The organism is Nonomuraea sp. NPDC049421, from assembly GCF_040677005.1.
Taxonomy (GTDB): domain Bacteria; phylum Actinomycetota; class Actinomycetes; order Streptosporangiales; family Streptosporangiaceae; genus Nonomuraea; species Nonomuraea salmonea.
In genome coordinates, this window is the sequence record NZ_JBFAQA010000024.1 from 1 (window position 1) to 26,427 (window position 26,427).

The following is a 26,427-nucleotide window of genomic DNA, read 5'->3' on the forward strand; positions in this document are numbered from 1 at the left end:
CCTCTCCGCCGGCCCGGCGGCGAGGATGTTTCCGATCGTTCGTCCGGTGGCTTGGTCATCGCCACCGTCGAACACACTACCGAACCCTGCGGTGCCGCACAGCGTTTTGACGCCGGTTCGCCTGACGGCGAACCGGCTGCCCCTGTCCTGCTCCGCAGGAGTCCGATTCCTCTCCCGCCTGAAGGCGGGAGTTTCCTCGGAGGTATTCGATGACCGCCGCGCTGGACTTCTCGCTGCCGCCGGGACTGGCCGCCCACGAACCGCCCGAGGCGCGCGGCACGGCCAGGGACGGGGTGCGCCTGCTCGTCTCGCGCGGCGACCGCGACCCGTCACATCACCGCTTCCACGACCTGCCCTCCCTGCTGGACCCCGGCGACCTCATCGTGGTCAACAACTCCGCGACGCTGCCCGCCGCCGTCCGGCTCGACCGGCTCGCCGTGCACTTCTCCACCGCGCGGGAGGACGGCACGTGGCTGGTCGAGCTGCGCCGGCGCACCTCCAAGGCGAGCGAGCCTTATGCGGGGGGCGAGCCGGGCGAGTGGCTGCCCATGCCGGGACGCGCCACGTTGCGGCTGCTCGGGCGCGAGACGCCGCGGCTGTGGCGGGCCGTGCTCGACCGGGACGTGGAGGCGTACCTACGGGTGCACGGGGTGCCGATCCGCTACTCGTACGTGGAGCGCGACTGGCCGATCGAGGCGTACCAGACGGTGTTCGCGACCGTGCCGGGCAGCGCGGAGATGCCGAGCGCGGCGCGGCCGTTCACCGACCCGCTGGTCACGGCGCTGGTGTCGCGGGGCATCGGGATCGCGCCCATCACGCTGCACACGGGGGTGGCCTCGCCGGAGAAGGACGAGCCGCCCTACGCCGAGCGGTACGAGGTGCCCGCGTCTACGGCCGACCTGGTGAACCTGACCAGGCGGAACGGCGGCCGGGTGGTGGCGGCGGGCACGACCGTCGTACGGGCGCTGGAGACCGCCGTCGACGCCGCGGGAGTGGTCTCCGCCTCCCAGGGGTGGACCGGGCACGTCGTGACGCCGGAGGGTGGCGTACGGGCCGTTTCCGGGTTGATCACCGGGCTGCACGAGCCGCGGTCGAGCCACCTGATGATGCTGACGGCGATCGCGGGCGAGGGGGCGCTGGCGCGGGCGTACGAGGAGGCGTTGCGGGAGAGTTATCTGTGGCATGAGTTCGGCGACACGCACCTGATTCTGCAGAAATAAGCTTTACCCCCGGTTTGCCCACGTGATAGGAAAAGCCGACATTTACGGGGGCTTAGTGTGTCACGTCCCCGTTTTCCACCCACGACGGAGACGTTTGTATGCGTAACTCTCTGCCCAAGGTCGCGACGGTCGCATTAGCGGCGGGCGCCCTGCTGCTTTCCGCCACCCCCGCTTCCGCCACCGCCCAGGACGACCCGTTCTCCGTCTTCGACGTGCAGGTCAAGGCGCCGAAGAAGGTCAAGCGCGGCGGCAAGATCTCGTACACCGTCGTCGCCCGCAACAAGGGCCCCCACTACGCCGACTACTACTTCCTGGGCGGCGAGTTCCCCAAGGGCGTCGACCTGAAGAAGGTCTACTACCGTTCCAGCGTCAAGGGCACGGAGTGCGGGCTCGACGGCCGGGCGCTGTACTGCTTCGTGCCCAAGGTCGTCGAGAAGGGCGAGAGCATCGCCATGATCTTCGACGTCAAGCTCACCAAGAAGGCCAAGGGCACCCAGACCGCCAAGCTCGGCATCGTCTCCTACGACGTCCAGACGGGCATGGAGAACATGAGCAAGGAGGAGCTCGACCGGCTCGGCGTCCCCGTCCACGGCTACGCGAAGACGGTCAAGACCAAGATCGCTCGCTGACCCCGTCGCTGCTGCGCCCGAGCCCGAATGCGCGACCTGCTGCGCGAGCACCGGATCGGGCGCAGTACCGTGACTGAATGTGGACCAGCGCACCCTCCTGATCACACTCACCGGCCCCGACCGCCCCGGCGTCACCTCCCGGCTCTTCTCCGTCCTGTCGAAGTTCCCCGTGACGGTCGCCGACATCGAGCAGGTCGTCATCCGAGGCCGCCTGACGCTCGGCGTGCTCGTCGCGTACGCGGGCGGGCCCTCCACCGGCACCGGCACCACGCTCGGCGCCATGTGGACCGCCGTCGAGCGCGTCGCCGAAGACCTCGGCATGGAGGTGGAGCTGTCCACCGGCTCCCAGGCCAAGGAGCAGCGCCGCCGCGGCCGCCTGTCGGTCAGCGTGCTCGGCGCCACCCTCTCGCCGGCCGCCATGGCGGGCATCGCCGGCCGCATCGCCGCCGCCGGCGCCAACATCGACCGCATCGAACGCCTCGCCCAGTGGCCCGTCACCTGCATCGAGCTGTCGGTCTCCGGCGCCGACCCCGCCGCCCTGCGCGTCGAGCTCGCCGCCGAGGCCGCGCAGCAGGAGGTCGACGTCGCCGTCCAGCGCACCGGCCTGTCCCGCAGGGCCAAGCGGCTCATCGTCATGGACGTCGACTCCACCCTCATCCAGGGCGAGGTCATCGAGCTGCTGGCCGCCCACGCCGGCTGCCTCGACGAGGTCGCCCGCGTCACCGAGGAGGCCATGCGCGGCGAGCTCGACTTCGCCGAGTCGCTCAAGCGGCGCGTCGCGCTGCTCGAAGGGCTGCCCGCCGAGGTGTTCGAGCAGGTGCGCAAGGAGGTCGTGCTGACCCCCGGCGCCCGCACGCTGGTCCGCACGCTCAAGCGGCTCGACTACCGCTTCGCCATCGTCAGCGGCGGCTTCACCCAGATCACCGACGCGCTGGTCGACGAGCTCGGCATCGACTACTCCGCCGCGAACGTCCTGGAGGTCGTCGACGGCAGGCTCACCGGGCGCGTCGTCGGCGAGATCGTCGACCGGCCGGGCAAGGCGCGGGCGCTGGAGCGCTTCGCCCGCGAGGCCGGCCTGCCGATCTCCCAGACCGTGGCCATCGGCGACGGCGCCAACGACCTCGACATGATCGCGGCGGCCGGGCTCGGCATCGCGTTCAACGCCAAGCCGGTCGTCCGCCAGGCCGCCGACACGGCCGTCAACACGCCGTACCTCGACTCGATCCTCTACCTGCTGGGCATCTCCCGCGACGAGGTGGAGGCCGCCGACGCCGAGGACGCCGTCCTGCCCGTCCTCTGATCAGTGTCCTTTGTCCGGGGCCCAGCGGTTGATCAGGCGGCCCTCGCCCGGTGACAGCTGCTCCCAGGGCGGCTCCACCGCGATCGCCGCGAACGACCCCGGCCTGAACCCGTAGTCGCCGCCCGCCAGTCCCAGGGCCAGCTCGTGGACGCCGGGGTTGTGCCCGCACAGCGCCACGGTGCCCGCCTCGGGATCGGCGCGGCGCAGGAGCTCCAGCAGCTCGTCCGGATACGCCTCGTAGATGTCCCGCTCGTAGCTGACCTCCACGCCGGGGAAGGCCAGCTCGGCGGTGCGCCGCGTCCTGGCCGCAGGTGAGCACAGGACCACGTCGGGGACCAGCCCCGCCGCCCTGATCTCCTCGCCCGCCCGCTTGGCGTCCTGCTCGCCCTGGTCCGTCAGCGGGCGCTCCCAGTCGACCAGGCCCGGCACGGAGGCGGCCTTGGCGTGCCGCAGCACGATCAACGTACGCACGCGCTCATCCTCTCGACGCCCAGACCGCGAGCCCCACGATCACGGCCAGGATGGCGACCATGGCCAGCAGGATCATGCCCAGTGTCTTGCCGCCGCTGGGCTGCTGCTTGTCATCGTTCACGCGCCCAGTTTCCCACCCGACCCCCCAGCCCCGACCCCCACCTTCCCCTCCACACAAGCCGCCCGCTCCCACCTTCCCTTCTCCACACGAAAGGACGCCCGCCCCCACCTACGGGGACGGGCGCCTCACACGCTCAACGGACTACGAGGCCACAGGCTCGTGCTCGCGGTTGTTGTTGTTCGCCGGCTCGATGGCCACCGACCGCCGCTTGGACACGATGATCGCGCCCACCACGACCGCCACCGCGACCACGGTGATGCCGATCCGCAGGGCCGGGTTGCCCGCGTACAGCACCACGGCCGGCGCCACCAGCAGCGCCACCAGGTTCATCACCTTGATCAGCGGGTTGATGGCCGGGCCCGCCGTGTCCTTGAACGGGTCACCGACGGTGTCACCGATGACCGTGGCGGCGTGCGCCTCGGAGCCCTTGCCGCCGTGGTGACCGTCCTCGACGAGCTTCTTGGCGTTGTCCCAGGCACCACCGGAGTTGGCGAGGAAGACGGCCATCAGCGTGCCGCACGCGATCGCACCGGCGAGGAAGGCGCCGAGCGGCGCGTACCCCAGCGCGAACCCGACCGCGATCGGCGTCATGACCGCCAGCAGACCGGGCGTGGCCAGCTCGCGCAGCGAGTCGCGGGTGCAGATGTCCACGACGCGGCCGTACTCGGGCGTCTCGGTGCCGTCCATGATGCCGGGCTTGTTGCGGAACTGGTCGCGTACCTCGAAGACCACCCGCATCGCGGCCCGGCCGACCGCCATGATGGCGAGCCCGGAGAACAGGAACACCACCGCGGCGCCGATGATCAGACCGACCAGCACGTTCGGCTGGTCGATGCTGAGGCTGAAGGACGAGAACGTGCCGAGCGCGTCCTTGACCGACGCCGTGGCGGCGGTCAGCTCGGTCTCCACCGCCGTACGGAACGCGCCGAACAGCGCCGTCGCCGCCAGCACCGCCGTCGCGATGGCGATGCCCTTGGTGATCGCCTTCGTGGTGTTGCCGACCGCGTCGAGGCTGGTCAGCACCCGCGCACCCTCGCCCTCGACGTCGCCTGACATCTCCGCGATGCCCTGCGCGTTGTCGGAGACCGGTCCGAAGGTGTCCATGGAGACGATGACGCCGACCGTGGTCAGCAGACCGGTGCCGGCGAGCGCCACCGCGAACAGCGCGATCGTGACGTTCCCGAACCCGAGCAGGAACGCGCCGTAGACGGCACCGCCGATGATCAGCGCCGAGTACACCGCCGACTCGAGGCCGACGCTGATGCCCGCCAGGATGACGGTGGCCGGGCCGGTGGCCGAGCTCTCGCCGATCTCCCTGACCGGGCGGCGGTTGGTCTCGGTGAAGTAGCCGGTGAGCAGCTGGATCGCGCTGGCCAGCACGAGACCGATCAGCACCGCGCCGATGGCGATGAATCGCGGGTCGGCGTCGGACTGCACGGTGGAGCCGGTCAGGCCGGAGAAGCTGCTCGGCAGGTACCAGAAGGCGGCCGCCGCCACGAGCACCGCCGAGATGCCGGCGGAGATGAAGAAGCTGCGGTTGATCGCCGCCATGCCGTTGCGGTCGCGGTCGCGCATGCCGGTGACGAAGATGCCGATGATCGCGGTGATCACACCGATCATCGGGACGATGAGGGGGAAGATCAGCCCCTCCTCGCCGAACGCCACCCGGCCCAGGATGAGGCTCGCGACCAGCATGACCGCGTACGACTCGAACAGGTCGGCCGCCATGCCGGCGCAGTCGCCGACGTTGTCGCCCACGTTGTCGGCGATGGTCGCGGCGTTGCGCGGGTCGTCCTCGGGAATGCCCTGCTCGACCTTGCCGACCAGGTCGGCGCCCACGTCGGCGGCCTTGGTGAAGATGCCGCCGCCGACTCGCATGAACATCGCCAGCAGCGCCGCGCCGAAGCCGAAGCCTTCGAGCACGCCCGGCGCGTTGCCCTGATAGATGAAGACCACGACCGCCGCGCCCAGCAGGCCGAGGCCCACCGTGAACATGCCGGCCACACCGCCGGTACGGAACGCGATGCGCATCGCCCGCTTCTCACCGGCGTCATTGGCGGCGGCGGCGACGCGCACGTTCCCGCGCACCGCGAGCCACATGCCCATGAACCCGGTCAGCGCGGAGAACACCGCCCCGACCACGAAGAAGATCGAACGTCCGATGCGTACGTCCGTCTCTCCAGGTAGCAGGAGCAGCAGGAAGGGAATCACGATGACGAAGATCGCCAACGTGCGGAACTGACGCGTGAGATAGGCCGCGGCGCCTTCTTGTACGGCGCGCGCGATGTTCTGCATTCGTTCGGTGCCCTGGCCGGCGGACAGCACTTCGCGCACCAGGCCGCCGGCGACGGCTAGCGCGATCAGTGCGACCGCGGCGACCACGATCACGATGGTGAGATTGTTTCCGCTCAGAACCAGATTGGACGCTGGCTCCGCTGCCAGCATGTGCCTGCTCATCGTTCTCCTCGGCAAGACCGGTCGTCCTGCCCGGGCGGTGCTGCAGTTTTCCTCGGCGGGTGTTGCGGCACCATCCGGGTTGTGGGTGCCGCTTCCGGTTGAATCCGCGTTCCGCCGGATCACCTTGGCCGGTGCCGGGAGTCTACGCAGGCAGTCCGTGGATATGAAGGCTCTGGCGGTCGCTAATTGTGCGAGTGTCTAGTAATCCCCTGACAGTGCCCTGGTTTGGGATCTGACACCAGAAATTTCCAAGCCTTTACGGTCACAGCAAGGCACCTTTTCGGCCCGCCCGAAACCCCGATTCTTACGGCCTTCCCGCCCCTTGACCGCACCCCTCCATCCCCACCGCCTCCGGGCCTCCCCGTACGTACCGCACCCCTCCTGCAGCCACTTGGCTCGACCCCGCACGTCCCGCCGCCCCAAACCCATCCCTCGTGGATACGCACGACGACAACCCGCCGTTCAATCCTCAGACCGCCATCCTGACGCGCATGCCGCCCCGCCCCACGCCCCCAACCCACCCAACTACCGCCCAATGCGCACAAACCGCCCCTCAGAGGCACGGAGAGGCCCTCAGCAGCCTTCCACCGACCTCAGGGCAGCCTTGATGCCCGGAACTCCCGCCCACGCTGCCGACAGCACAAAGCCACGGACCTTGGCCGAACCACCTCGACCTCAGCCCGCAGCTACCTCAACCTCGATTGCCGCCTCAATTGCCGCAGACAGCCCGCAGTCCATGCCGCAGAACCGCTGACATCAGCCCGTGTCCCGGACCTCCAGAACATCCCGAAAGCCACCCAAAGCCACCCGGAAGCCGGTCGAAGACCTCCGGGACAGCCCGAAAGCCCGCCCGCCTCATCCCATCTGGGAGGGGGTTGGGCTGACCAGGGCGGCTCAGATGGTCCCGGTGTTGGTGTTGGTGTTGCTGCCGATGGCAGCCGGCCAACTCATCCGGATATTGGTGCCTTTGGGACTGGGAAACACCTCGACATCATCGGCCAACCCTTCGATGACCGCGATCCCGAAGTTGGACATGAACGAGTCAGAGAGCATGCCCAGGTCCAGCGGCTTCTCTTGCTTGATCTCCTCGCTGGGGGCCAGGTCACTGACCGTGACCTCGAAACGCCCCGAATCGTCACGTAGCTCGATGCGGATGGGCTCGCCCGGACAGTGCGCTCGATGCGCCTCGACCGCCCGGGAACATGCCTCACCCACGGCGAGCCTGACTTCGTCCAGCAGGGACTCCTCCACACCGGTGCGGCGCGCGATGGCCGTCGCGACCAGCCGTGCGGTGCGCACGTGTGCGGGGAGAGCGCTGAACGTGAGCTCGACGGTAGCCATGCTACTTGTCTTTGCCGTGAGCTTCCTTGGCCTCGTCGACCGAAGCGTAGATCCCGAAGACCTTGGTCAGCCCGGTGATCCGGAAGATCTTGAGGATGCGCTCCTGCGTGCAGACCAGCTCGAGCGAGCCGTCGTGCGCGCGAACTCGCTTGAGCCCCCCGACCAGGACCCCGAGGCCCGTGGAGTCGAGGAAGTCGACCTTCTCCATGTTCACAAGAAGGTGGAAGTTGCCCTTGTTGACCAGATCGATGAGGAGCTCACGCAATCTCGGCGCCGTGTAAACATCGATCTCACCCTCGACCTCCACGATGGTGAGTCGGTCTTCGGTGCGGTGATCCAACTTCAGATCCACAGATCCTCCAGCGCCTCGCCTGCGAAAGTAGTCTTGCCGGCCTGGCAATCTGGAGCGTGGCCCCAGACTGTCCGACCCTGACGCGCGGCATTCAACCACGCGCCTGGCTTGTGTCTATACGAAATCACGATTCCCGGCGACTTTGCCCACGGATGCAAGACTGGAAACAGTGACTTCCACCGGATCCTCCCCAGAACAGACGGCATCACTCCTCCGCCACCTGCTCGGCGTACCCTCACGTCGCGCGCGTGTGACCCATGTGGAGCATGTTCCCGCACGTCAGGCGGGTCAGGTGCGCTGGCCGGAGTGGACGCCGGAAGTCCTCGTTACGCGCTTGGCGAACCGCGGGGTGACAGGACTCTGGCCTCACCAGTACGAGGCCGCCGACCTGGCATTCCGTGGCCGAAACGTGATCATTTCGACCGGTACGGCGTCGGGCAAGTCCCTCGCGTACCTCACTCCGGCGGTCGCCGCCTCCCTCGACGGCGGCACGGTTCTTTACCTGACCCCTACCAAGGCATTGGCCGCCGACCAGCTCCGCAGCCTGCGCGAGCTGCGCATCACCCAGCTCCGCGCGGCCTGCTTCGACGGTGACACCCCCTTCGAGGAACGCACCTGGGTACGCCAGCACGCCAACTACGTACTGACGAATCCCGACATGCTGCACCGCAGCATCCTTCCCCGCCACGCGCAGTGGTCGTCGTTCTTCCGCCGCCTGCGCCTGGTCGTCGTGGACGAGTGCCACGGCTACCGCGGCGTCTTCGGATCCCACGTCGCCCAGATCCTGCGCCGCCTCCGCCGCGCCTGCGCCCGCTACCACTCCACCCCCACCTTCATGCTCGCCTCGGCGACGGCCAGCGAGCCGGGGCTGTTCGGGAGGAGGCTGACGGGGCTCGAGATGGACGAGGTGACGGTGGACGCCTCGCCCAAGGGCGCGACCACCATCGCGCTGTGGGAGCCGCCCCTGACGGAGCTGCGGGGCGAAGGCGGGGCCCCCGTACGCCGCACGGCCACGGCGGAGGCCGCCGACCTGCTGGCCGACCTCGTCCTGGCCGACGTACGCACCCTCGCCTTCGTCCGCTCAAGGCGGGGCGCAGAAACAGTAGCCCTCTCAGCCCGCGCCAAACTGGCCGACGTAGCCTTCTCCCTCCCCTACACCCCACCCCCCAGCCCGCTCCCTCCGACCGGGGACACCGAGGCCGCCGCACCGAAGGCAGCCCCATCCCGGCTGCCGAACCACCCCTCCCCAGCCGAGGACCATCCGCACGAACACGCACGGGCTGCCCACGCCGCCGCATCATCCGAACAAGCCCGGGACCACACACCGACCGCCCACACCGGAGGCTCGCGGGAGCCGGCCCCGCCCGCCACCCTCTCCGGGGAATCACCGTCCCCCCTGGAATCACCGTCCTCACTCACCTGGGCGATCCCGGAGTCGGCCGAAGCCGACCTCGCCGAGCTCCCCAACAAGATCGCCGCGTACCGGGCGGGCTACCTCGCCGAGGACCGCCGCCTCCTGGAGAAGGCACTCCGCGCAGGCACGATCATGGGCCTGGCCACCACCAACGCCCTCGAACTCGGCGTGGACGTCTCCGGCCTAGACGCCGTGCTGATCGCCGGCTGGCCGGGCACCCGCGCCTCGCTCTGGCAGCAGGCAGGCAGGGCGGGCCGCGACGGCGGGGACGCGCTGGCCGTACTGATCGCGAGAGACGACCCCCTGGACACCTATCTCGTGCACCACCCCGAGGCCCTGTTCGGCCGCCCGGTGGAGGCGATCGTCCTCGACCCCGACAACCCGTACGTCCTGGGCCCCCACCTCTGCGCCGCCGCCGCCGAGATCCCGCTGAGCGAGGACGACCTGCCCATCTTCGGCCCCACCACCGCCAAGGTCCTCGACGACCTGGTGGCGGACGGCATGCTTAGGAGGCGTCCGGCCGGTTGGTTCTGGACCAGACGCGAGCGGGCCACGGACCTCGCCGACATCCGAGGCGGAGGAGGAGCCCCGATCCAGGTCGTGGAATCGTCCACAGGCCGCCTGCTGGGCAGCGTGGACGAGCCCTCCGCGCACACCACCGTGCACACGGGCGCGATCTACCTGCACCAGGGCGAGACCTTCCTCGTGGAACTCCTGGACCTGGACGCCGGAGTGGCCCTGGTCTCCAGCGCCAACCCGGACTACACGACCTTCGCCCGCGACATCACCGACATCTCCATCCTTTCCACTGAACGCTCCCAACCTCTGGGTCCCGGCACCCTCCACTTCGGCGAGGTGGAGGTGACCCGCCAAGTCGTCTCGTACCTGAAGAGGCGCCTCCAATCAGGCGAATCGCTCGGCGACGAACCTCTGGAGCTGCCGCCCCGAACCCTCCGCACCCGCGCCGTCTGGTGGACGCTGCCCGCCTCGGCCGTGGCCCCGCTCGCCGAAGCCGACATCGACCTGGGCGGCGCCGCCCACGCCGCCGAGCACGCCGCCATCGGCCTCCTCCCGTTGTTCGCGACCTGCGACCGCTGGGACATCGGCGGCGTCTCCACCGAACTGCACGCCGACACGGGCCTGCTCACCGTCTTCGTGTACGACGGCCACGAGGGCGGCGCCGGCTTCGCCGAACGCGGCTACGCCCGCGCCAGCGACTGGCTCACCGCCACCCGCGAAGCCATCATGTCCTGCGAATGCGAACGCGGCTGCCCTTCCTGCATCCAATCCCCCAAATGCGGCAACGGCAACGAACCCCTGCACAAAAGAGGCGCCATCCGCCTCCTCAACACTTTGCTATCCCCGCAATAAAAACCCGCGCGCTTGCGACATGACTTCAGCCCAACCAAAGCCGGAACAGACCAAAGCCACCGGCCCAACACCTGATGCCCGCCGCCTGAAACCCTACCCCGAACGCCCTTTCCACCTGCACCAAGACGGCGTTTTCAGCGCACCGCTGAACCGCCCATCCCCTCAGCAGCCCACACCCGGCGGACCCCCGAACTCCCGCCACAGACTAGCCATCCACCCAACGAGGCCATCATCAAGCCCCGTTTCAGCCGAAGAGCATTTACTCCCTATCCGACTTACCTAAATGCTTCCCGTTCCTCCGCGTACGACCGGCATATGCCCCATCGCCGTCGCCATCCACTTCCCAGAAATCGCCATCCCCCGCCTGAGAACGCGTCCAGAAGGCACTGTCCTCCATGGACCTAGGCGCAGGCGGCAGGAAATCATTCCACCGCTCATCGATCGGTACCGAGGGCAGGACAAGCGACGCAGAACCGTCCACCACCTCGCCTGAAGGAGATGGCGACGCAGCCCCCTCGGAGGAGGAGACATAGGGAGAAGGCGAACCCTCTGGCGAGGAGGCGCCGTGGGGCGGCGAACCCTCGGAGGAGGAGGCATCTCGGAGTGGCGAACCCTCGGAGGAGGAAGCATCTTGGGATGGCGAACCACCGGAAGACACCGACCGCTCGGAAGGCGCCGACCTCTCAGAGGCCACCGAACCGTCCGGCACCCCCATCTCCACCTGTGACCTCCGCCCCGACGAACCGGACGAGGCAGCTCCCTCCCCCTCCAGAGACCTGGAGGACGCCGCTTCCTCCCACGTCGCCGAGTCAGACGATCCCGCGCCTCCATGTCCCGGCAAGCCGGACGAAGCCATAGGTCCCTGCCGCGAGGAACCGGGAGCCTCCGCATCTTCGCGCGGCACAACCTGCTGAGACGCCCCACCCTCTCGCCGCGAAGAGCCGAGAGACGTCACCGCACCCTCCCGGCCCGAAGCGCCGGAGGACGACGCCACACCCCCTCCCTCCGACGAGCCCGAAGGCCATGCCACAGCATCTGACTTGGGAGAGCCAGAGGGCGATGCCGCGTCCTCCTTCCCCGTATGCGGCTCTTGCTCTGATGCGCGGGTCTTGGCGACGGACACGATCACTGCGGGTCGTCGCGACGTCGACGTGACCGGTGTGACCGTGCCATCCGCTCGCTTGAGCTTGGTGCCCCGCGCGGTCGAGAGCGTGTACGCCCCACCCGCCGGCCCCGACGTTCGGCCCGCTGAGGAGGGCGAGGCGGCAACCCCGCCCTCGGCCGCAGCCAGCGAACGGCGCCGGGCCCAACCGCCCACCTGCACACCGAGCAGCAGCAAGAGGATGCCGGCCGTCGCGTACCACCCGTACTGGCCGATGTTCCCCAGCGGCGACTCGCCCGATGCGGTCGTCACCCCGCCGGTCTGCCCTGGGGCCGAACCGGCGCCGTCCTTGCCGTTCGACGTGGCCGGGCCACCGCCCTTCTCAGCCCTTTCCTCCCCGGAGGGAATCGAAAGGTTGGCGTTCGGGTCGGCTTCGGATGATTCGGGGGCCGTCGCCGGCTTGCGGTTGCTCGGCTTGCTCGACGGCCGTGTCTGCGTCTTTCCCGGCAGGATGGGCAGCGCGTCGACCCTCGTGGGCCCCTTGTCCTTCGCTGTCTGGCCGGTGTCGGCGGGCTTCTTCTTCGTCGGCTTGGCGGACGGCGCGGCCGGGAAGCTCACGTACGCCATCGCCGACTCCTCCGAGCCGATCGACCCGCCGCTCCCGTCGCCCCTGAACGCCGTGACCGCGAACCCCACCTTCCTCCCCGCCACCTGCGCCGGGACCGCCAGCTCCGCCCGGCACGAGGAGCCGGAGCACGCGCTGTCAACGGGCATCCGCCCGCCGACACCGGATTGCGTGCTGGACACCTCGTACGACTGCAAGTCCGGCTCGGGACCCTTTCTCCAGGTCACGAACACCTTCTTGGCGCCCCGCCTGCCGGCCCGCACATCCGTCGGCACCTGCGCGGGCCTGCGCAGGGTGAACGTGCTGCTCGCGTAGGTCGTGCCGGTGATCTCGCCCTTGAGCGTCACGGTGAAGGTGCCATTGGGGGCGTCGCCGGCGTTGAACGTCCCGGAGATGGTCTGATTCCCGCTGCCTGTGCCGACCGTCTGGCTGGGCGTGGCCGGACCCTCGACGTACAGCCCCACCTTCAGCTGCAATAGCCCGGCCCGCGCGGAGACCGGCACGGACGAGCTCGACACCACCTCACCGTCAGAGGGCGAAGTGATCTCCCCAGGCGCGATCTGTGACGTGGCCGCCGGCCATGCTGAGCTTGCCGACGCGGTCAGGCCGGATGAGCCGGCCTGCTGGGTCGTCATGGCTGCTTGAGCGGGGTTGCCGAGTGCGATGGAACCGGCCGCGATCGCTCCTGTGACCACGACTCTGCCGACTACCGTCACGACGCTTCCCTCCGTCGAGAGCCTCGCGTCGCTTTGAGCACCCTCGGGGCGCCCATGCGACGACCGGAAGTGCAGTCCGCCCGGCCGATAACGGTCACCGACCGACCTCGGGCCGCACCCTAGCGACCGTGTTCCTGCTCTCCCACACTCCTTGTCGCAACTGGCATGGACCGAGGGTAAGCGGAACCTTACGGGAGACAGTCAACTCTTGGACACGATGTCTAAGAAGTCGTGATTCGATTGCGACCTTGCCTCTTTGACCACAACCGTCCCACCAGGGGTAACGGCTCCGCGAAGCTGGGCACGCCGCACGCCGTCTGGCCGCACGCCGTCTGGCCGCACGCCGTCTGGCCGCACGCGGTATGGCCGCACCCCGCACACCGGCTGCCCATGTCTCAGGCGGCGAGCGGAGGTCAGCGGTCGGCCGGCTGGGCGAGGGTGGGCCGATCGGTGGTGGGTCGGTCGAGGGTGAGCCGATCCGAGGCGGGCAGATCCGAGGCGGGGGGCAGATCCGAGGCGGGGGGCAGGTTGATGGTGGCGAGGAGTTCTAGTTGCTCGGTCTGGGCTTTTGCGGACGGGGTCGCGATGCGGCAGACGAGGTGTGCTGCGCCGGCTTCGACGTAGCGGGTCAGCGTGGCGGCCACGTGTTCGGCCGGGCCTGCGACGATTGCCTGGATGGTGCGGACCGTCTCGTACGGCAGCCCGTACGTCTCCCGGCAGTACGCGTCGAGCTGGCGTTCGCCGTCTGCCACGTCGTCGGTGATCAGCACCGTGATGAACAGCGCCGGAGTGACCGCGTCCGCGGCACGGCCCGCTGAAGCCGCGGCTCGACGCACGGTGGCCAGGCCCGTCCGGTAGTCCGCGGGGTCGGGCGGGTAGGGCAGCCAGCCGTTGTAGAGCGTCCCGGTGCGGCGCAGTGCCGATGGGCTGGCCCCGCCCAGCCAGATCGGCGGCCCGCCCTCCTGCAGGCAGGGCGTGGACGCGGGGAGCTCGTCGAAGCGCAGCACCTGGCCCGAGAACGCCCGCTCGCCCGTCCACAACGCCCGCCACAGCGCCACCGTGTCGTCCAGCCGGGCGAAACGGCGCTGCCACGGCACCTCCGACATCGCGTACTCGGGCTCCGACCTGCCGGGGAAACCCGCGCCCACCGCGACCGTGAGCCGGCCTGCCGACAGGTGGTCGATGGAGGCCAGCTCTTGTGCCGTCGTGACCGGGCGCCGGAAGGCGGGCAGCAGGGTCGCCGTGCCGAGCCTGACGCGTTCCGTCGCCGTCGCGAGGGCGGCGAGCGTGGCCAGCGGTTCGAGGCGCGGGCCGAGCAGGGTGTCGTTGGCCCACACCGAGTCGTAGCCCAGCCGTTCGGCGCGGACGCCGAGATCGATCAGTTGCCGGGCGTCGTCCCACTGACTCTGGTTCGTCGGGAGAAGGACCCCCATGTGCACGTTCATGGGAGGGATCGTGCGCCGGTGCCGGGAATGGCGGCAATTCCCGCGAAGGAATGGACACGTCCTGCACACTGACGTGGTGGACTTCCCGCAGGCATTGCGCTCGGTCCGGCAGCGCCACCGTCTCAGCCAGCTCGAACTGGCGCTGCGGGCGAGCACGACGCAACGCCATCTCAGCTTTCTCGAAAGCGGCCGCTCCCGGCCTGGCCGATCGCTGGTGGTGCGGCTCGGCGAGGCCATGGAACTGTCGCTCAGGGAGCGCAACGAACTCCTGCTCGCCGCCGGGTACGCCCCGGTCTATCCGCAGACGCCGTTGGACGACCCGGCCTTGGAGCACGTACGCACCGCTTTGCGGCATGTCTTGGAGGGTCACCTGCCGTACCCGGCGATCGTCGTGGACGCCCGGCATGAGCTGGTGCTCGCCAACGACGCGGTCGGGCTGCTCACCGAAGGCGTCGCCGGCCATCTGCTCCGCCCGCCGGTGAACGTGCCGCGCCTCTGCCTGCACCCCGGGGGCCTGGCACCGCGCATCGTCAACCTCGGCCAGTGGGCACGGCATGTGCTCGACCGCCTCCCTCCTGGCGAGCTGCACGACGAACTGTCCGCGTACGTGCCGCCCGCCGAACCAGGTCCCGACCACGTCGGCTTCGCCGTGCCCGTACGGCTGCGCTCGGCCCGCGGCGAGCTGCGGCTGACGACGACCATCACGACGTTCGCGACCGCCACGGATGTCACGGTCGCCGAACTGAAGCTGGAAGCCTTCCTGCCCGCCGACGCGGCCACCGCGGCACTGCTGGCCGGATGAGCTCGACTCCTGGCCGCTGCGGAGTGTCCTCCGCACCTGGCGGCCCCGCGGCCTCTCGGGCTCACGGTCACGTGCACACCTTGGTCCGCGTTGCCCATGAACGTGAGTCATCGTGGCCTCGTCCTTCCTCTGATCAGTGAGGGCTGTTCGGTGGGGTGGGGGGGTGCTGGGCCGGCTCGGGATCTGCCGGTCAGGGTTGTTGCGCCTAATAACGGGAGTGACAGGGGCACGGCGGTCCAGATGTCGGCTCTGTCGGTGGTGATTTCGCATTTCGTCAGCTTGGCGCCGTTCGCAGTGGCCAGTTCGGCGGCTCGGAGGCAGGCGCTCTCCGGGTCGATCAGGGCGAGCTTGGCCGCTGCCAGGGCGCTGAGGTCGGCGGCGCTGTTGACGCGATGCTGGGCCACTCGTACGGAGCCGATCGTGGCGAAGGCCATGGCCACCGCCATCAGCAGGCCCATCAAGGACACGCCCCAGAGGGTGGCTGAGCCGCGTTCCCTGGCTTTGAACAGCGATTTCCTCTTGGCGGTGGTCACGTGTTCCTCCGGTTCTTCGTCGTCATGGCTCGGTGACTGCGGTGGCTGCGGCTGACACCTGGACCGCGGGCAGGGAGGCCGCCCACGACGGGCGTACCTCGACGGTGATGCGCACCTTGGTGAGGTCGGGGTCTCGTGTGATGGCTGTCTCGGCGTTCGGGGTTGTCGCTGCTCGGACGTAGTCGCGGACCTGGTCGAGTGGCTCTCCCCTGGCGGCTGCGCGGGCTGCGGCGCGGGCGGCGTCGACGCATTCGAGCTGTACGGCGACCGCTTGGATAGCCCACAGGGCGGCGGCCAGGACGATCATGAGGGCGGGCAGCATCGCGGCGGTTTCGGCGGTGACCGAACCCCGCGATGCCGGCCCTCTGGTGCCCCTGCGTGTCCGCGAGAGGCGCAGGCTCATTCCTTGGCTACGTTGAGTGCTCGGTTGATCAGGGCTGTCAGCATCTCCTGGACTTCTGTGCTGCTCACGACCTTGTAGAGGAGTGCGGCGAAGGCGCAGGCCGCGCATGTTATCTAGGGTTGGAGGACCCTTCCAGCAGGTCAGAGGAGGATGATCTCTTCTTTCAAGTGGGTCAAGTTGGCCGAACGCAGCCCCGGATCCAAGAAGGAACTGAGGGTGCGGACGGCACCTTGAGGTCGTCAGGGCGCGTCGCGGCACTCCGACATTTGGCCTTTAAGTGATCTTGCTGGTGGGGGCGACGGTGGACCGTGACCCCCGCCGCTGGCGGGGGGTCACGGTGGCGTGATTGTGGTTAAGCCTTGATTTGCGCGGCCGCCCTGGCGGCCTGCTCGATCTTCGCGCGGTAGGCTGCGCGGGCTTCCTCGTCGATCTGCTCCCCGTGTTCGGCGTGCGCACCGGTCCGGCCGTCGAGTCCTTCGCGCAGGATGTCGGCGTGTCCGGCATGTCGGACGGTCTCGCTGAGGACGTGGAGCATGATGGCGAACAGGTTCGTGTGCCGGGCTGGTGTCGACTCCGGCCACCATGGGACGTGGCCGGGGGCGTCGAAGGGGAGCTCGTTGATCGTCGCGTCGGAGCGTTCCCACGTGCGCCGGTAGAATCCGATGATCTGTTCGCGGGTCTCGTCCTCGGCCGCCCAATGTTCGCTGCCGTCGGCGTCCTGCCACCGAGGCAGCGGTTCCGGGGAAGGGCGGTCGAAGACCTCGCCGAAGTACCTGGCCTCGACGTTGGCCACGTGTTTGACCAGGCCGAGGAGGTTGGTCCCGGTCGCCGTCAGAGGTCGGCGGGCGTCGTATTCGGACAAGTCGTCGAGTTTCCAGAGCAACGCCTGGCGGTCCCGCCGCAGTCTCTCGTGCACGATACTTTTCGCGAAATCGTCAATCATGGGCCACGATCCTGTCAGGCTGCGCCGGTGGGCTCAGCTGGCGGGGCTGCCTGGGCGTGCGGAGAGGGCGGGACTGAAGTGTGTCCCGAGAGAGTGGCCTTTCCTGGTCAGCCTGTGGTTTCGGTCAGGCGGGCTTCCATCTCGGCGATCATCTGGGCGAGCAGGCCGGTGTTCTCCTGCCTGACCACCTGGGGGTGTAGCCAAGGTAAGCCCAAAACCCACAATCGTGATCTTGGTTGGGCAAGTCGGGGCGGGTCAGCCGCTGGTCCGAGGGGCGAGCAGGCTGGTGATCTCGGCGATGGCGTCCGGTGAGGGCTTGAAGTAGCGCCGCAGGTTCTCCGGTTTCTTGTGCCGGGATTTGGCCATCAGCATCAGCAGGCTGGTGCCCGCCTCGCCCAGGTGGGTCAGCGCCGAGTGGCGGAATTCGTGCAGGTCCCAACCTGTGCCAGGGCCGTTCAGCGCGGTGTGCTCGTCCAGTAGGGCGCGGGCCTGGCCATAGGACAGCCGGGCCAGACCGGTGTCGGGGCAGACGTCGCGGGGGCAGACGACCTTGCCGGGGCCGGGGCGCCGGTGGGTGACGAAGACCGGACCGTGGGTGCGGCCTTTGAGCAGGCGAGGGAGCAGGCGGGCGGCGCCGGCGTCCCAGTAGACAGTCTCCAGGACGAAGTCCTCGCGGGCCTGGCCGCGGCGGCGGGTCTTGGTGCGGGCGCCCTTGGCCTTGACCCGTGCCTGGCGGGCGGTCAGGTCGAGGTCCTCGATGTTGAGGGTGAGGATTTCCTCGGCCCGGGCGGCGGTCTCGTACAGGAGCCGGTAGAGGGTTTTCTCCCGGATGCCGACGTCGCGGCGGGCGATCAGCCGGTCGATCGCGGTCTTGGAGCGGGCGGGGGTCTGGCTGTCGGGTGCGGCCAGTCGCTTGGCCCAGGCGGGCACGGCGGGGGCGTCGTGGCCGTGCTGGCGGCACCAGGCCAGCCAGGAGGACACGGCGGCGCGGCGGGCGTTCCAGGTGTTGACCGCCGTGCCTCCCCACAGCGTCTCCAGGGCCTCGCCGATCTCGTCGTCGGCCACCGCCGCGAGCGGGCGGTGCTCGCCGAGCCGGAGCGCGATCTTGCCGACGCCGGCGGCGTAGGCGCGCACGGTGTTGAGGTTGGCCACGGTGTCGAGGAAGGCGTCGGCCGCGACGCGGACCGTCAGGCGCTGGGCGGCCGGCAGCGGTGTCACGGCGGGCACGGCGTCCTCCTTGCCGCAGATAACAGGGCCGCTTCGCGTACGGCCGGCGGCAGGTCGCCGCAGGTCGTGATCAGCGGTGCCACAGATAATAGAGTGTTATCTGGAGGAGGACTTTCCCGCCGCCCGCTGGTGCACCGGCTCGGCCTCGTGCTCCTGGCGGGCAATCTCCCGAGCGCGTACGGCGGCGGGTTCGGGCTCCCACGTCGAGGTGACGCGCCAGTCTGGTTCGACCCGGGCTTGCGCCGGTCGCCGGAGTACCGGGCGAGCTCCTGCGCGGACGCCTCGGCGTCGTCGGTGCACGCGACCTGGAACGGACTTCCGTCGCTGGTGCCCTCGACGACGAACCTGCCGTGGCGCTCGCTGAACTCTCGACGCCCCGCCTTGCGCAACACCGTCCGGATGACCTCAGCGTCGCGGTCTCGCGCCGTACCGGGGGTTGAACAGCATGGTCATCTGGTCCATGACCATCGTGGTGACGCGACGACTCGTCCGTGCCAGGACCACCCGCCAACGATTTGAGGGAATGTGTTCCCCACGCCCTGAGACCGGCCGCACGTCCTGGAGGCAGGTGCTGGATGGCTGATTTGCACACGGGAGCACTTCAACGGGATCGAGGGCGATGTGCGAAGATCGTCATCTAGCCGCCCGACGCCTCTGCCAGGGAGGGACCGTGCTCACGATCGGTCAGCTCGCCGCCCATGCCGGTGTGACGGTTCGGGCCGTACGCCACTACCACCAGCGTGGCCTCCTGCCCGAACCCGCCCGCGACGAGTCCGGCTATCGCCGATACGACGCGCAGGCCGTCGTCGACCTCATCAAGATCAGAACGCTCGCCGACGTCGGCGTCCCCCTCGCCCGCGTCGAGGCGCTGATCGGCGCGGGTCCCGCGGAGTTCGCCGAGGCCGTCACCGAGATCGACGCGTCCCTGCTGCGGAAGATCAGTGAGCTCACCGAGCATCACCGCCGGATCACCAGGCTCGCCGCCGGAGACCGGGCTTTTCTGCCCGCCGAGGTCATCGAGCTGCTCGATCTGCTGCGCGGCATCGGCATCAGTGAACGACAGGTACGCGTCGAGCGCGACGTCTGGATCCTGCTGACGGCGCTGTCACCGCAGTCGGTATCGGCATGGGTGAGGACGAAGAAGGAGGTCCTCGCCGACTCCGAGTCCCAGGGCATCTACCTCGCCCTGGACGAAGCCTTCGACTGGCCGCCGAGCGACCCCCGGCTTGCGCGGCTCGCCGATCGCATCATGACCTGGATCTCCCGCCTCGACCCAGCCGGCAGTGAGGACCAGCCGGCGGCCACCGGCCTGATCGACGGTCTGATCGACAGCTCATCACCGGGCATACAGAGGCTCTACACGCTCCTTCGAGACCGGCAGCGCGAACAGGCTTGACCTTGACCCTGCGTCAGGGGCCCAGCATCGGATCCATGACGAACTCACCTCATGCATACAACCGATCCACGCTGGAGACCGATCTGAAGGCCATCCATGCCAAGGGGGTCCCCGGGCTGCTCGCCGCGGCACACACCGGCCGGGAACTGCTCACCGTCGGCTACGGCTCGGCCGATCGCACCTCGGATGTGCCGATCGCCCACGACAGTCACTTCCGGATGGGCAGCACCACCAAGACGTTCACCGCCACGCTCGTGCTCCAGCTCGTGGGCGAGGGCCGGCTCAGCCTCGATGACACTGTCGAGGACTGGCTGCCCGGCGTGGTCCGCGGCAACGGCAACGACGGCACCAAGATCACAGTCAGGCGGCTGCTCCAGCAGACCAGCGGGCTCCCGGAATACATCTACGACGTTCCGATCTTCACCGCGAAAGATTTCCTGGAGCATCGCTACGACTCCTACACCTCCGAAGAACTCGTGGCCATCGCCATGCGGCACGAGCCGAAGTGGCTGCCCGAACCGGGCGAGCAGCGCTGGAGCTACACGAACACCAACTACGTCCTCGCCGGGATGATCATCGAGAAGGTCACCGGAAACCCGCGAGCGCAGGAGGTGACGAGCCGGATCATCCGGCCCCTCGGCCTGGACCACACCTTCGCGCCCGGCGACGATCCGCGGCTTCCGGACCCGCATCCGCAGGGCTACACCGAGTTCCCCGACAGCGCCGAACCTGTGGAGACCACGGAGATGAACCTCACCCCGTGCGATGCCGCGGGCGACCTCATCACCACGGCGGCCGACCTCGTGCGGTTCTGGCAGGCCCTGCTCGGGGGCGAGCTCCTCCAGCCCGCGCAGCTCGCCGCGATGAAACAGACCGTTCCCGCCGCCGAATGGGATGTCGTCTGGCCCGGTGCACGCTACGGCCTGGGGATCGGCCAGTTCCCCTCCCCGGGTGGCACGTACTGGGGTCACGCCGGAAACACGCCCGGCCACACCGCTCACAGCGGGTTCACCGAGGACGGGCGCCGCGGGATGGTCCTGTTCAGCACGTTGTGGCAGCCGAACGAGAACGCGCTTCCGATCGAGAAGCTGATCAACGACGCGATGGACCATCTGATGTGTGATTGAGACGGTCGTAAGGCCGGGCGGCAGGCCGTTCTGTTCCAGGACCTTCCTGGCCTGCCGGGCTCGGCGTCAGCTCTGGCCCTCCTGACCCAGCACGCGATGGACGCCGGCCAGGGACGGGTTGCGGCCCTTGTCGATCCCGGCCGGATGACCAGCTCGCGAGCGATCTTCAGCACCGGCACGCCGCGCGGGAGCGCAGACCGCGGGCGTAGGCGATCATGTCGTCGAAAACCTTGGGATGGCCACCGTGGCGGGCCGCCGTCCACCCGGGCCACCAGCCCGCTCCACACCGCCACGGCGGTGTACTCGCCGACCGCGGCCGTCTGCACCGGGATGTTGTGCTGGGCCAGAGCCCGGCACAGCTTGGCGGCCAGCGGGCCGGCGGGCCTGCCGTCAGGCGGGCCCGTCGTAGGCCGGGTGCAGCCAACATGATGACACAGACCCCATCCAACTCCCCGCCCGATGCTTTCGACAGAGAAATGCAGCCAGGCGGGGGATTCCCCGCCGTGCGGGTGATCACCTGGCCCCGGCGGCGGAGGGGGCGATGTCTCTGGCAGGTTCAGTAGTCCTGTTCGTCGTCTTCGGCTCTGGCGTCGCGCAGCGGCCGCAGGTTTCCCGGCGCCTCCGGCCGGGTGAACGGGTAACTACCGTGGAAGTTGATGTGCTCCCAGATCAACGGAGTCAGCCGCGCCCGGATCTCCGGGCCGATCACCAGTTGTCCGTCCGCCTGCAGGGCTTTCACCGCGGCGTCAATGTAGAGGCTGTTCCAATAGATGATCGCGTTGAGACCGAGGCCGAGCGCGCCGAGCTGGTCTTCCATGCCCATGTTGAGCTGGGCGCCCATCATCCGCCGGTAATCCTCCAGGTGGGCCACGTGCAGCAGGTGCATCGACTTGAAGATGCGGCCGTAGTGGGCGAACACCGCCCCGAGCCCGGTCAGGCGGCCATCGGCCGACAGCATCCGCAGCAGGTCGTAGGCGCGCACCTGGTTGGTCACCAGCGACCCGGCCACATGCAACATGTCGGCCCAGTGGTGCCGGATGATCCGGATGTTGATCTTGCGCAGGCCCAGATCGTTGAGGTGCCGGTAGCCGTTGTCGGCCTTGGCGACCGCCTGATCGGCCAGGCCGACGTCGACCAGGTCCAGCCGCCACATCTGAGCGTCGCCGATGTCGGCGATCCTGGGGGCGAACTGGTACCCGCAGATCGCGAACAGGCCGAACACGATGTCACTGTCATAGGAGGCGGTGTCCGTGGTGACGATGTCGGGCTGCTCGATGGCGTCGAGCCGGTGCAGGGCATCCAGGATGAACAGCGAGTCCCGCATCGTCCCCGGCACCACCAGCCCGCCCAGGCCCATGACCCGGTCGTTGACGACCGCGAGCCAGGTCGAGCCGCGCGAGCGTTTGCCGCGCCCGAAGTAGACCGGGTTCGGCCGGGAATGCAGCGACTTGACCGGGACCACGAACCGCAGCCCATCGGCGGAGGCGACCAGGCCGCCGCCCCAGTCCTGCACCGCTATCGAGATATCGTCCTGCGCGGTCACCAGCGTCGCCGACGCCGCGGCGAGGCCCTCGTGGTGGAAGTAGCCCTTCTCCACCCCGAGCAGCCGGCTCAACGTGAGCGCCGGCTGACCAGCCTTGACCACCGGGACGAATCCGACGTTGCAGGACCGGGCAACCAGCACGCCGGCCTGACTGATGTCCAGATCGGGGCGCCGCGCCTCCGACCCCGACAGGTGCGGCATCACCTCGAAATACCCGGTGTGGCCGTTGACCTCCAGCAGCAGCTCCGGATAGTCGATGCGCGGCAGCATCGCCTGCACCGCGTCGTGCACCGCCTGGTAGCCGTCCGGCAGCGGCAGCGCCTCCAGCTTCTCCAGGTTCAACCGGCCGCCCTTGACCGTGACGGCCGGGTTGGCCGCGACCTGCTTGTAGGCGGCGTCCAGGTCCTCGGCCAGATCCTGTAGATGCCGGGCCGGGTCCATCTCCAGGCTGAGCGCGGTCAAGACGCTGTCGGGGTGCACCTGCCATACCGGCCGCGGGATCAGCTTGCCGCGCGGATCGCCCCACCGGTCGGCGCCGATCGCGTAGACGTCGCGCCGTCGCAGAGCTGCGTGCAGGGCCTCCAGCAGGCAGAAGGTATAGGCGGCGCGATCCAGCGAGCCGTCGGGCAGGTTCGGGTTGTGATACACCAGCCGCCGCCACGACCCGCTCACCAGGCCGTCGTGCTCGCGCATGTGCTCGACCCCGGCGTACTTGCCGCGCGCCAGCAAGGTGGGCAGGTCCTTGACCGCCTTCACGATCGGCGTCCCGGCCGGGGTACAGCCCCACGGGATCGCCTGGGCCAGGGAGTCGATGAACGGCCGGACCGTCTTGAACCGGGCGATCAACTCCGCCCGCCACTCCAGATCGTCGTCATCTTCCTCGCCCGGCACCAGCTCGGCGATCAGATCCAGCGCCGCGGTCAGCCGCTCCTTGGAGATCACCTGCTCGATCCGGCCAACCAGATCCGCCGCCCGCGTCGGCCCCTTCTCGGCCTCCAGCGGCGTCTCATACACGACCGCGACCGCCGCGGCCAGGTCAGCGGCGGCTTTACGGAGCCTGGGCAGCGACTGCAGCTTCTGCTCCCGTCCCGCCCGGGCGGCGCGCGACAGCAGCCTGGTCGCCATCAGCACGTCGAACAGCAGCAGCGCGTCGTCCACCGACGCGCCCTCCAGGTGCCGGATCGTCGCCAGCAACGTGGCCGAGCGCCGCATCGCCTCCAACTGCTTGATCTTCGGAGCCTTCGCCGACATCCCGTACGCGGCGAGCTCGGCCAGCTTCACCGGCGCCACCCCCAGGGTGTCTACCGCGCCGCCGCCCAGCGCCCACACCGCCTCGACCCGCTCCAGCGCCTTGCCCTGCCCGGTCCCGGACACGTCCGTCACCGTGGTACGCATCCACTCCAGCGTCGAGACCCTCCGGCCGTCGGGGACCTCCAGAGTCTCCAGCAGTTCGCGCCGCAGTTCCACCGGCGTCCGCTCGGTCAGCAAGACGTTGATCGCGTCCAGCTCGTCCGTGCGCACATCGCGTACCAGCCGCTCCAGCACGGTGATCCCCGGCAGCACCACCTTGTTGTCGATCAGCCACACCACCGCCCAGTCGAACAACTCCCGCCGCGAGACCCGGAAGTTGCGCACCGCGAACCAGGAACCTAAGCAGCTCGTCCTGCCCCTCGGCGAACTCCCGGTACTCCAGCAGCCCCCCGATCTCGCCCTGATGGTCCCACTGGGTCTGGGCCCGCTCCGGATACAGCTTGATACACGACGGGTCCGCCACACCGATCTGCTCGGCCACATAGTCCACCGCCGCGTGCGGAACATCTCGCGGATCAAGCAGGAACGTGCCGAGCATCCGCACAGTACCCCATTGAACCGACCACCCCAGCCGGTTATGAGGACCACGTTTCTCCGCCACCTTGGCCAACGCCGGCGCGTCCAGATAGAAGAACCGCTCCAGATCAGCCGGCGATGGCGACGCCGGAAACCGGCTATACCGGCTTACCTGCTCATCGGACAGATACTCGGCCATAAGTGGCGAAACTAAATGATCAACCGCTAATTACCGGCGGGTACACCCAAGCTGAGACCTTGATCCGTCAACCATGCCCAGCGCACCCGTGCTGACGTGCGGAAAGTCCTTAGCGTTGTTCTCTGAGGAAATAGTCCCCACACCCCGTCACCAGATCCAGTGGTCCGATCGTTATCTAGGGTTGTCGGACCCTTCCAGCAGGTCAGAGGGAGATGATCTCTTCTTTCACGTAGGCCAAGTTGGCCGAGCTCCGACGACTTCGCCACCACCGAAGCCATCGCCGCCATCGCTCGCGTTACCAACGGCAACTTCCGGCTCACCACCCGTCTTGTCGACCAGATCGAACGGGTTCTGGAGATCAACCAGCTGAGCACCGTCACTAAAGAAGTCGTAGAAGCCGCCCGCGAGAACCTCGTCATCGGAATCATGTGAGGCCACCGCCCACCAACCGAGACCCACCACCCACAACGCCGTCGGGCGGCCCTGAAGCCACAGCGGACCGCCCGACGGCGTTATCAACGAACCCCCCGCACAACGCCGCTCGGCTGCGAACGCCAAATACCGCCGGGTAACTCACGCCATCAAGCCATCAAAGTCACACGGCGACCTGGAGAACGTCTCGCCGGGGCGGTGCGCGACTCCGGCACGTTATCCGGTACATCGTTCGGACAGGCGCGGCGACGGCCGCCCGGTGGCCGGCATGAGCGCCGCGCCGAAGATCACCGCCCTTCGCGGCGGAGGCGTCAGTCTCGCCGCGGCCGCCGACGCCTTCCTCGCCATGCCGCGCACGGCCAACCCCAACACCCACCGCGCCTACGCCTCGGCCATCGACCGCACCATCGAGCGGCTCGGCCGCGATCGTCCGCTCGCCGACGTGACCGACGCCGAGATCGGCGCCGCGCTCATCGAGCTGTGGGGCCGATGCGCGCCGGCGACCTGGAACCGCAACCGCGCCGCCATCTCCTCCTGGCTCGCCTGGTGCCAGACCAAGAAGCACTGGGCCGCCCGTCGGTCCCGGCCGAGGCCGAACGCCGCAAGGAGAACGTCGACGAGACCCGCGCGGTGCCCAAGACCACCATCCACCGGCTGCTGTCACGCCGCGACATCCCGCTGCGCGAGAAGACCCTGTGGCGGATGCTGTACGAGACCGCCGCCCGGGCCGCGGAGATTCTCGCGCTCAACGTCGAGGACCTCGACCTGGAGCACCGCCGCGCCCCGGTCCGATCCAAGGGCGGCGCGACCGAGTGGGTGTACTGGGACAGCGGCACCGCCCACCTGCTGCCCCGCCTGCTCCGGCTCCCGGACGGCAGCACGCGCACGCGCGGCCCCCTGTTCCTGTCCGAACGCCGCCCCGTCCCCGCACGCCGCCCGGCGGCCGCCGACATCTGCCCGCACACCGGCCGCGCCCGCCTGGGCTACGACCGCGCCCGCGTCCTGCTGGACAAGCACGCCGGCCTCGACCTGCACCAGCTGCGCCACAGCGCCGCCACCCACCTCGGCGAGGCCGAAGTGCCGCTGCAGCTCATCATGGGCAAGACCCGGCACAAGAATCCCCGCACCCATCCCCGTGGTCACGGTGATCGTGGCCCTGCTAGGCCTGCATCAGTCGTCTCGATAACTTCGGCCTCACGGGCGGAATAGGACAGCTGGGCCCTTACTGTCGCGGCGCCAAGCTGGCAGAGCTGCAGGACCGGCTGGACGGCCTGCTGGCCAAGCACACGGGCGACAGTGCATGACCCCGCCCGGCATTCCGGGGTGCCGTTAACCAACGTGACACAGGCCGCCAAATAGGGTCTGAGCTGCGAAATCAGCTTCCTGCTTCCAGTTCGGCCCACGCCGTCGGCTGTTCGACGGCAGGGCCGC

The 26,427-nt window shown here is 68.9% G+C and carries 21 protein-coding genes and 1 pseudogene; 9 read left to right on the forward strand and 13 right to left on the reverse strand.

Annotated features, from left to right (window positions below; translation table 11 throughout):
• Window positions 1-209 precede the first annotated feature (209 nt).
• The 3 genes from AB0K18_RS33555 (at window position 210) to serB (ending at window position 3,149) form a co-directional block, all read left to right on the forward strand.
• Window positions 210-1,220: an S-adenosylmethionine:tRNA ribosyltransferase-isomerase gene (locus tag AB0K18_RS33555; RefSeq protein ID WP_364922477.1), complete on the forward strand. Its 1,011-nt coding sequence runs from the start codon at window positions 210-212 to the stop codon at window positions 1,218-1,220.
• Between the two features lie 98 nt (window positions 1,221-1,318).
• Window positions 1,319-1,849, forward strand: coding sequence for a hypothetical protein (locus AB0K18_RS33560; RefSeq protein WP_364922480.1), 531 nt, complete (start codon window positions 1,319-1,321; stop codon window positions 1,847-1,849).
• Between the two features lie 79 nt (window positions 1,850-1,928).
• Window positions 1,929-3,149: a phosphoserine phosphatase SerB gene (serB, locus tag AB0K18_RS33565; protein WP_355415398.1), complete on the forward strand. Its 1,221-nt coding sequence runs from the start codon at window positions 1,929-1,931 to the stop codon at window positions 3,147-3,149.
• On the opposite strand, the gene AB0K18_RS33570 is transcribed toward serB, so the two are convergent.
• From AB0K18_RS33570 to AB0K18_RS33585, 4 genes are all read right to left on the reverse strand, one after another.
• On the reverse strand, window positions 3,150-3,620 hold the full coding sequence (locus AB0K18_RS33570; RefSeq protein ID WP_364922483.1) for a histidine phosphatase family protein: 471 nt from the start codon (window positions 3,618-3,620) through the stop codon (window positions 3,150-3,152). It lies immediately after the preceding gene.
• Between the two features lie 262 nt (window positions 3,621-3,882).
• Entirely contained in the window at window positions 3,883-6,198 is a 2,316-nt protein-coding gene (locus AB0K18_RS33575) for a sodium-translocating pyrophosphatase (RefSeq protein ID WP_364922485.1), read from the reverse strand.
• Window positions 6,199-7,092: 894 nt separating this feature from the next.
• On the reverse strand, window positions 7,093-7,539 hold the full coding sequence (locus AB0K18_RS33580) for an ATP-binding protein (RefSeq protein ID WP_364922488.1): 447 nt from the start codon (window positions 7,537-7,539) through the stop codon (window positions 7,093-7,095).
• 1 nt (window position 7,540) lies between these two features.
• A complete protein-coding gene (locus AB0K18_RS33585; protein WP_043629845.1) occupies window positions 7,541-7,891 on the reverse strand; it encodes an STAS domain-containing protein in 351 nt (116 codons plus the stop codon).
• A gap of 409 nt (window positions 7,892-8,300) precedes the next feature.
• Between AB0K18_RS33585 and AB0K18_RS33590 the strand changes: the two genes are divergently transcribed.
• Entirely contained in the window at window positions 8,301-10,676 is a 2,376-nt protein-coding gene (locus AB0K18_RS33590; RefSeq protein ID WP_364922492.1) for a DEAD/DEAH box helicase, read from the forward strand.
• A 1,643-nt stretch (window positions 10,677-12,319) separates the two neighbouring features.
• Window positions 12,320-12,718, forward strand: a complete 399-nt coding sequence (locus AB0K18_RS33595) for a hypothetical protein (RefSeq protein WP_364922495.1) — start codon at window positions 12,320-12,322, stop codon at window positions 12,716-12,718.
• Between the two features lie 814 nt (window positions 12,719-13,532).
• Here the strand turns inward: AB0K18_RS33595 and AB0K18_RS33600 are convergent.
• Entirely contained in the window at window positions 13,533-14,564 is a 1,032-nt protein-coding gene (locus tag AB0K18_RS33600) for an LLM class flavin-dependent oxidoreductase (protein ID WP_364922498.1), read from the reverse strand.
• Between the two features lie 76 nt (window positions 14,565-14,640).
• Here AB0K18_RS33600 and AB0K18_RS33605 point away from each other — a divergent pair, with 76 nt between their 5' ends.
• A complete protein-coding gene (locus tag AB0K18_RS33605) occupies window positions 14,641-15,366 on the forward strand; it encodes a helix-turn-helix domain-containing protein (protein WP_364922501.1) in 726 nt (241 codons plus the stop codon).
• Between the two features lie 107 nt (window positions 15,367-15,473).
• Here AB0K18_RS33605 and AB0K18_RS33610 read toward each other — a convergent pair whose 3' ends face one another.
• From AB0K18_RS33610 to AB0K18_RS33630, 5 genes are all read right to left on the reverse strand, one after another.
• The gene (locus AB0K18_RS33610) at window positions 15,474-15,899 is read right to left on the reverse strand and encodes an Rv3654c family TadE-like protein (RefSeq protein WP_364922504.1); all 426 of its coding nucleotides are present in this window, start codon (window positions 15,897-15,899) and stop codon (window positions 15,474-15,476) included.
• Between the two features lie 22 nt (window positions 15,900-15,921).
• Window positions 15,922-16,302, reverse strand: a complete 381-nt coding sequence (locus tag AB0K18_RS33615) for a TadE family type IV pilus minor pilin (RefSeq protein ID WP_364922507.1) — start codon at window positions 16,300-16,302, stop codon at window positions 15,922-15,924.
• On the reverse strand, window positions 16,299-16,415 hold the full coding sequence (locus AB0K18_RS33620) for a DUF4244 domain-containing protein (protein ID WP_364922885.1): 117 nt from the start codon (window positions 16,413-16,415) through the stop codon (window positions 16,299-16,301). Before AB0K18_RS33620 ends, AB0K18_RS33615 begins: the two co-directional genes overlap by 4 nt.
• 239 nt (window positions 16,416-16,654) lie before the next feature.
• Complete coding sequence (locus tag AB0K18_RS33625) at window positions 16,655-17,245, reverse strand: DinB family protein (protein ID WP_364922510.1); 591 nt, start codon at window positions 17,243-17,245, stop codon at window positions 16,655-16,657.
• 255 nt (window positions 17,246-17,500) lie between these two features.
• Window positions 17,501-18,472 carry a site-specific integrase gene (locus AB0K18_RS33630; protein ID WP_364922513.1) on the reverse strand — a complete coding sequence of 324 codons (972 nt, stop codon included), beginning with the start codon at window positions 18,470-18,472 and terminating at the stop codon, window positions 17,501-17,503.
• Window positions 18,473-19,142: 670 nt separating this feature from the next.
• Between AB0K18_RS33630 and AB0K18_RS33635 the strand changes: the two genes are divergently transcribed.
• Window positions 19,143-19,868 (forward strand): MerR family transcriptional regulator, encoded by a 726-nt coding sequence (locus tag AB0K18_RS33635; RefSeq protein WP_364922517.1) that lies wholly within the window; start codon window positions 19,143-19,145, stop codon window positions 19,866-19,868.
• 35 nt (window positions 19,869-19,903) lie between these two features.
• Window positions 19,904-20,995 carry a serine hydrolase domain-containing protein gene (locus AB0K18_RS33640; protein WP_364922520.1) on the forward strand — a complete coding sequence of 364 codons (1,092 nt, stop codon included), beginning with the start codon at window positions 19,904-19,906 and terminating at the stop codon, window positions 20,993-20,995.
• A gap of 556 nt (window positions 20,996-21,551) precedes the next feature.
• Here the strand turns inward: AB0K18_RS33640 and AB0K18_RS33645 are convergent.
• The 3 genes and pseudogenes from AB0K18_RS33645 to AB0K18_RS33655 all read right to left on the reverse strand — a co-directional run bounded on the left by AB0K18_RS33645 (window position 21,552) and on the right by AB0K18_RS33655 (window position 25,122).
• The gene (locus AB0K18_RS33645; RefSeq protein ID WP_364922523.1) at window positions 21,552-24,173 is read right to left on the reverse strand and encodes a Tn3 family transposase; all 2,622 of its coding nucleotides are present in this window, start codon (window positions 24,171-24,173) and stop codon (window positions 21,552-21,554) included.
• Window positions 24,174-24,186: 13 nt separating this feature from the next.
• A pseudogene (locus AB0K18_RS33650) lies at window positions 24,187-24,564 on the reverse strand (DUF4158 domain-containing protein); the annotation flags it as partial.
• 225 nt (window positions 24,565-24,789) lie between these two features.
• Window positions 24,790-25,122, reverse strand: coding sequence for a hypothetical protein (locus tag AB0K18_RS33655; RefSeq protein ID WP_364922526.1), 333 nt, complete (start codon window positions 25,120-25,122; stop codon window positions 24,790-24,792).
• Between the two features lie 420 nt (window positions 25,123-25,542).
• On the opposite strand from AB0K18_RS33655, the gene AB0K18_RS33660 reads away from it, so the two are divergent.
• Window positions 25,543-26,205, forward strand: a complete 663-nt coding sequence (locus tag AB0K18_RS33660; RefSeq protein ID WP_364922529.1) for a site-specific integrase — start codon at window positions 25,543-25,545, stop codon at window positions 26,203-26,205.
• Window positions 26,206-26,427 lie beyond the last annotated feature (222 nt).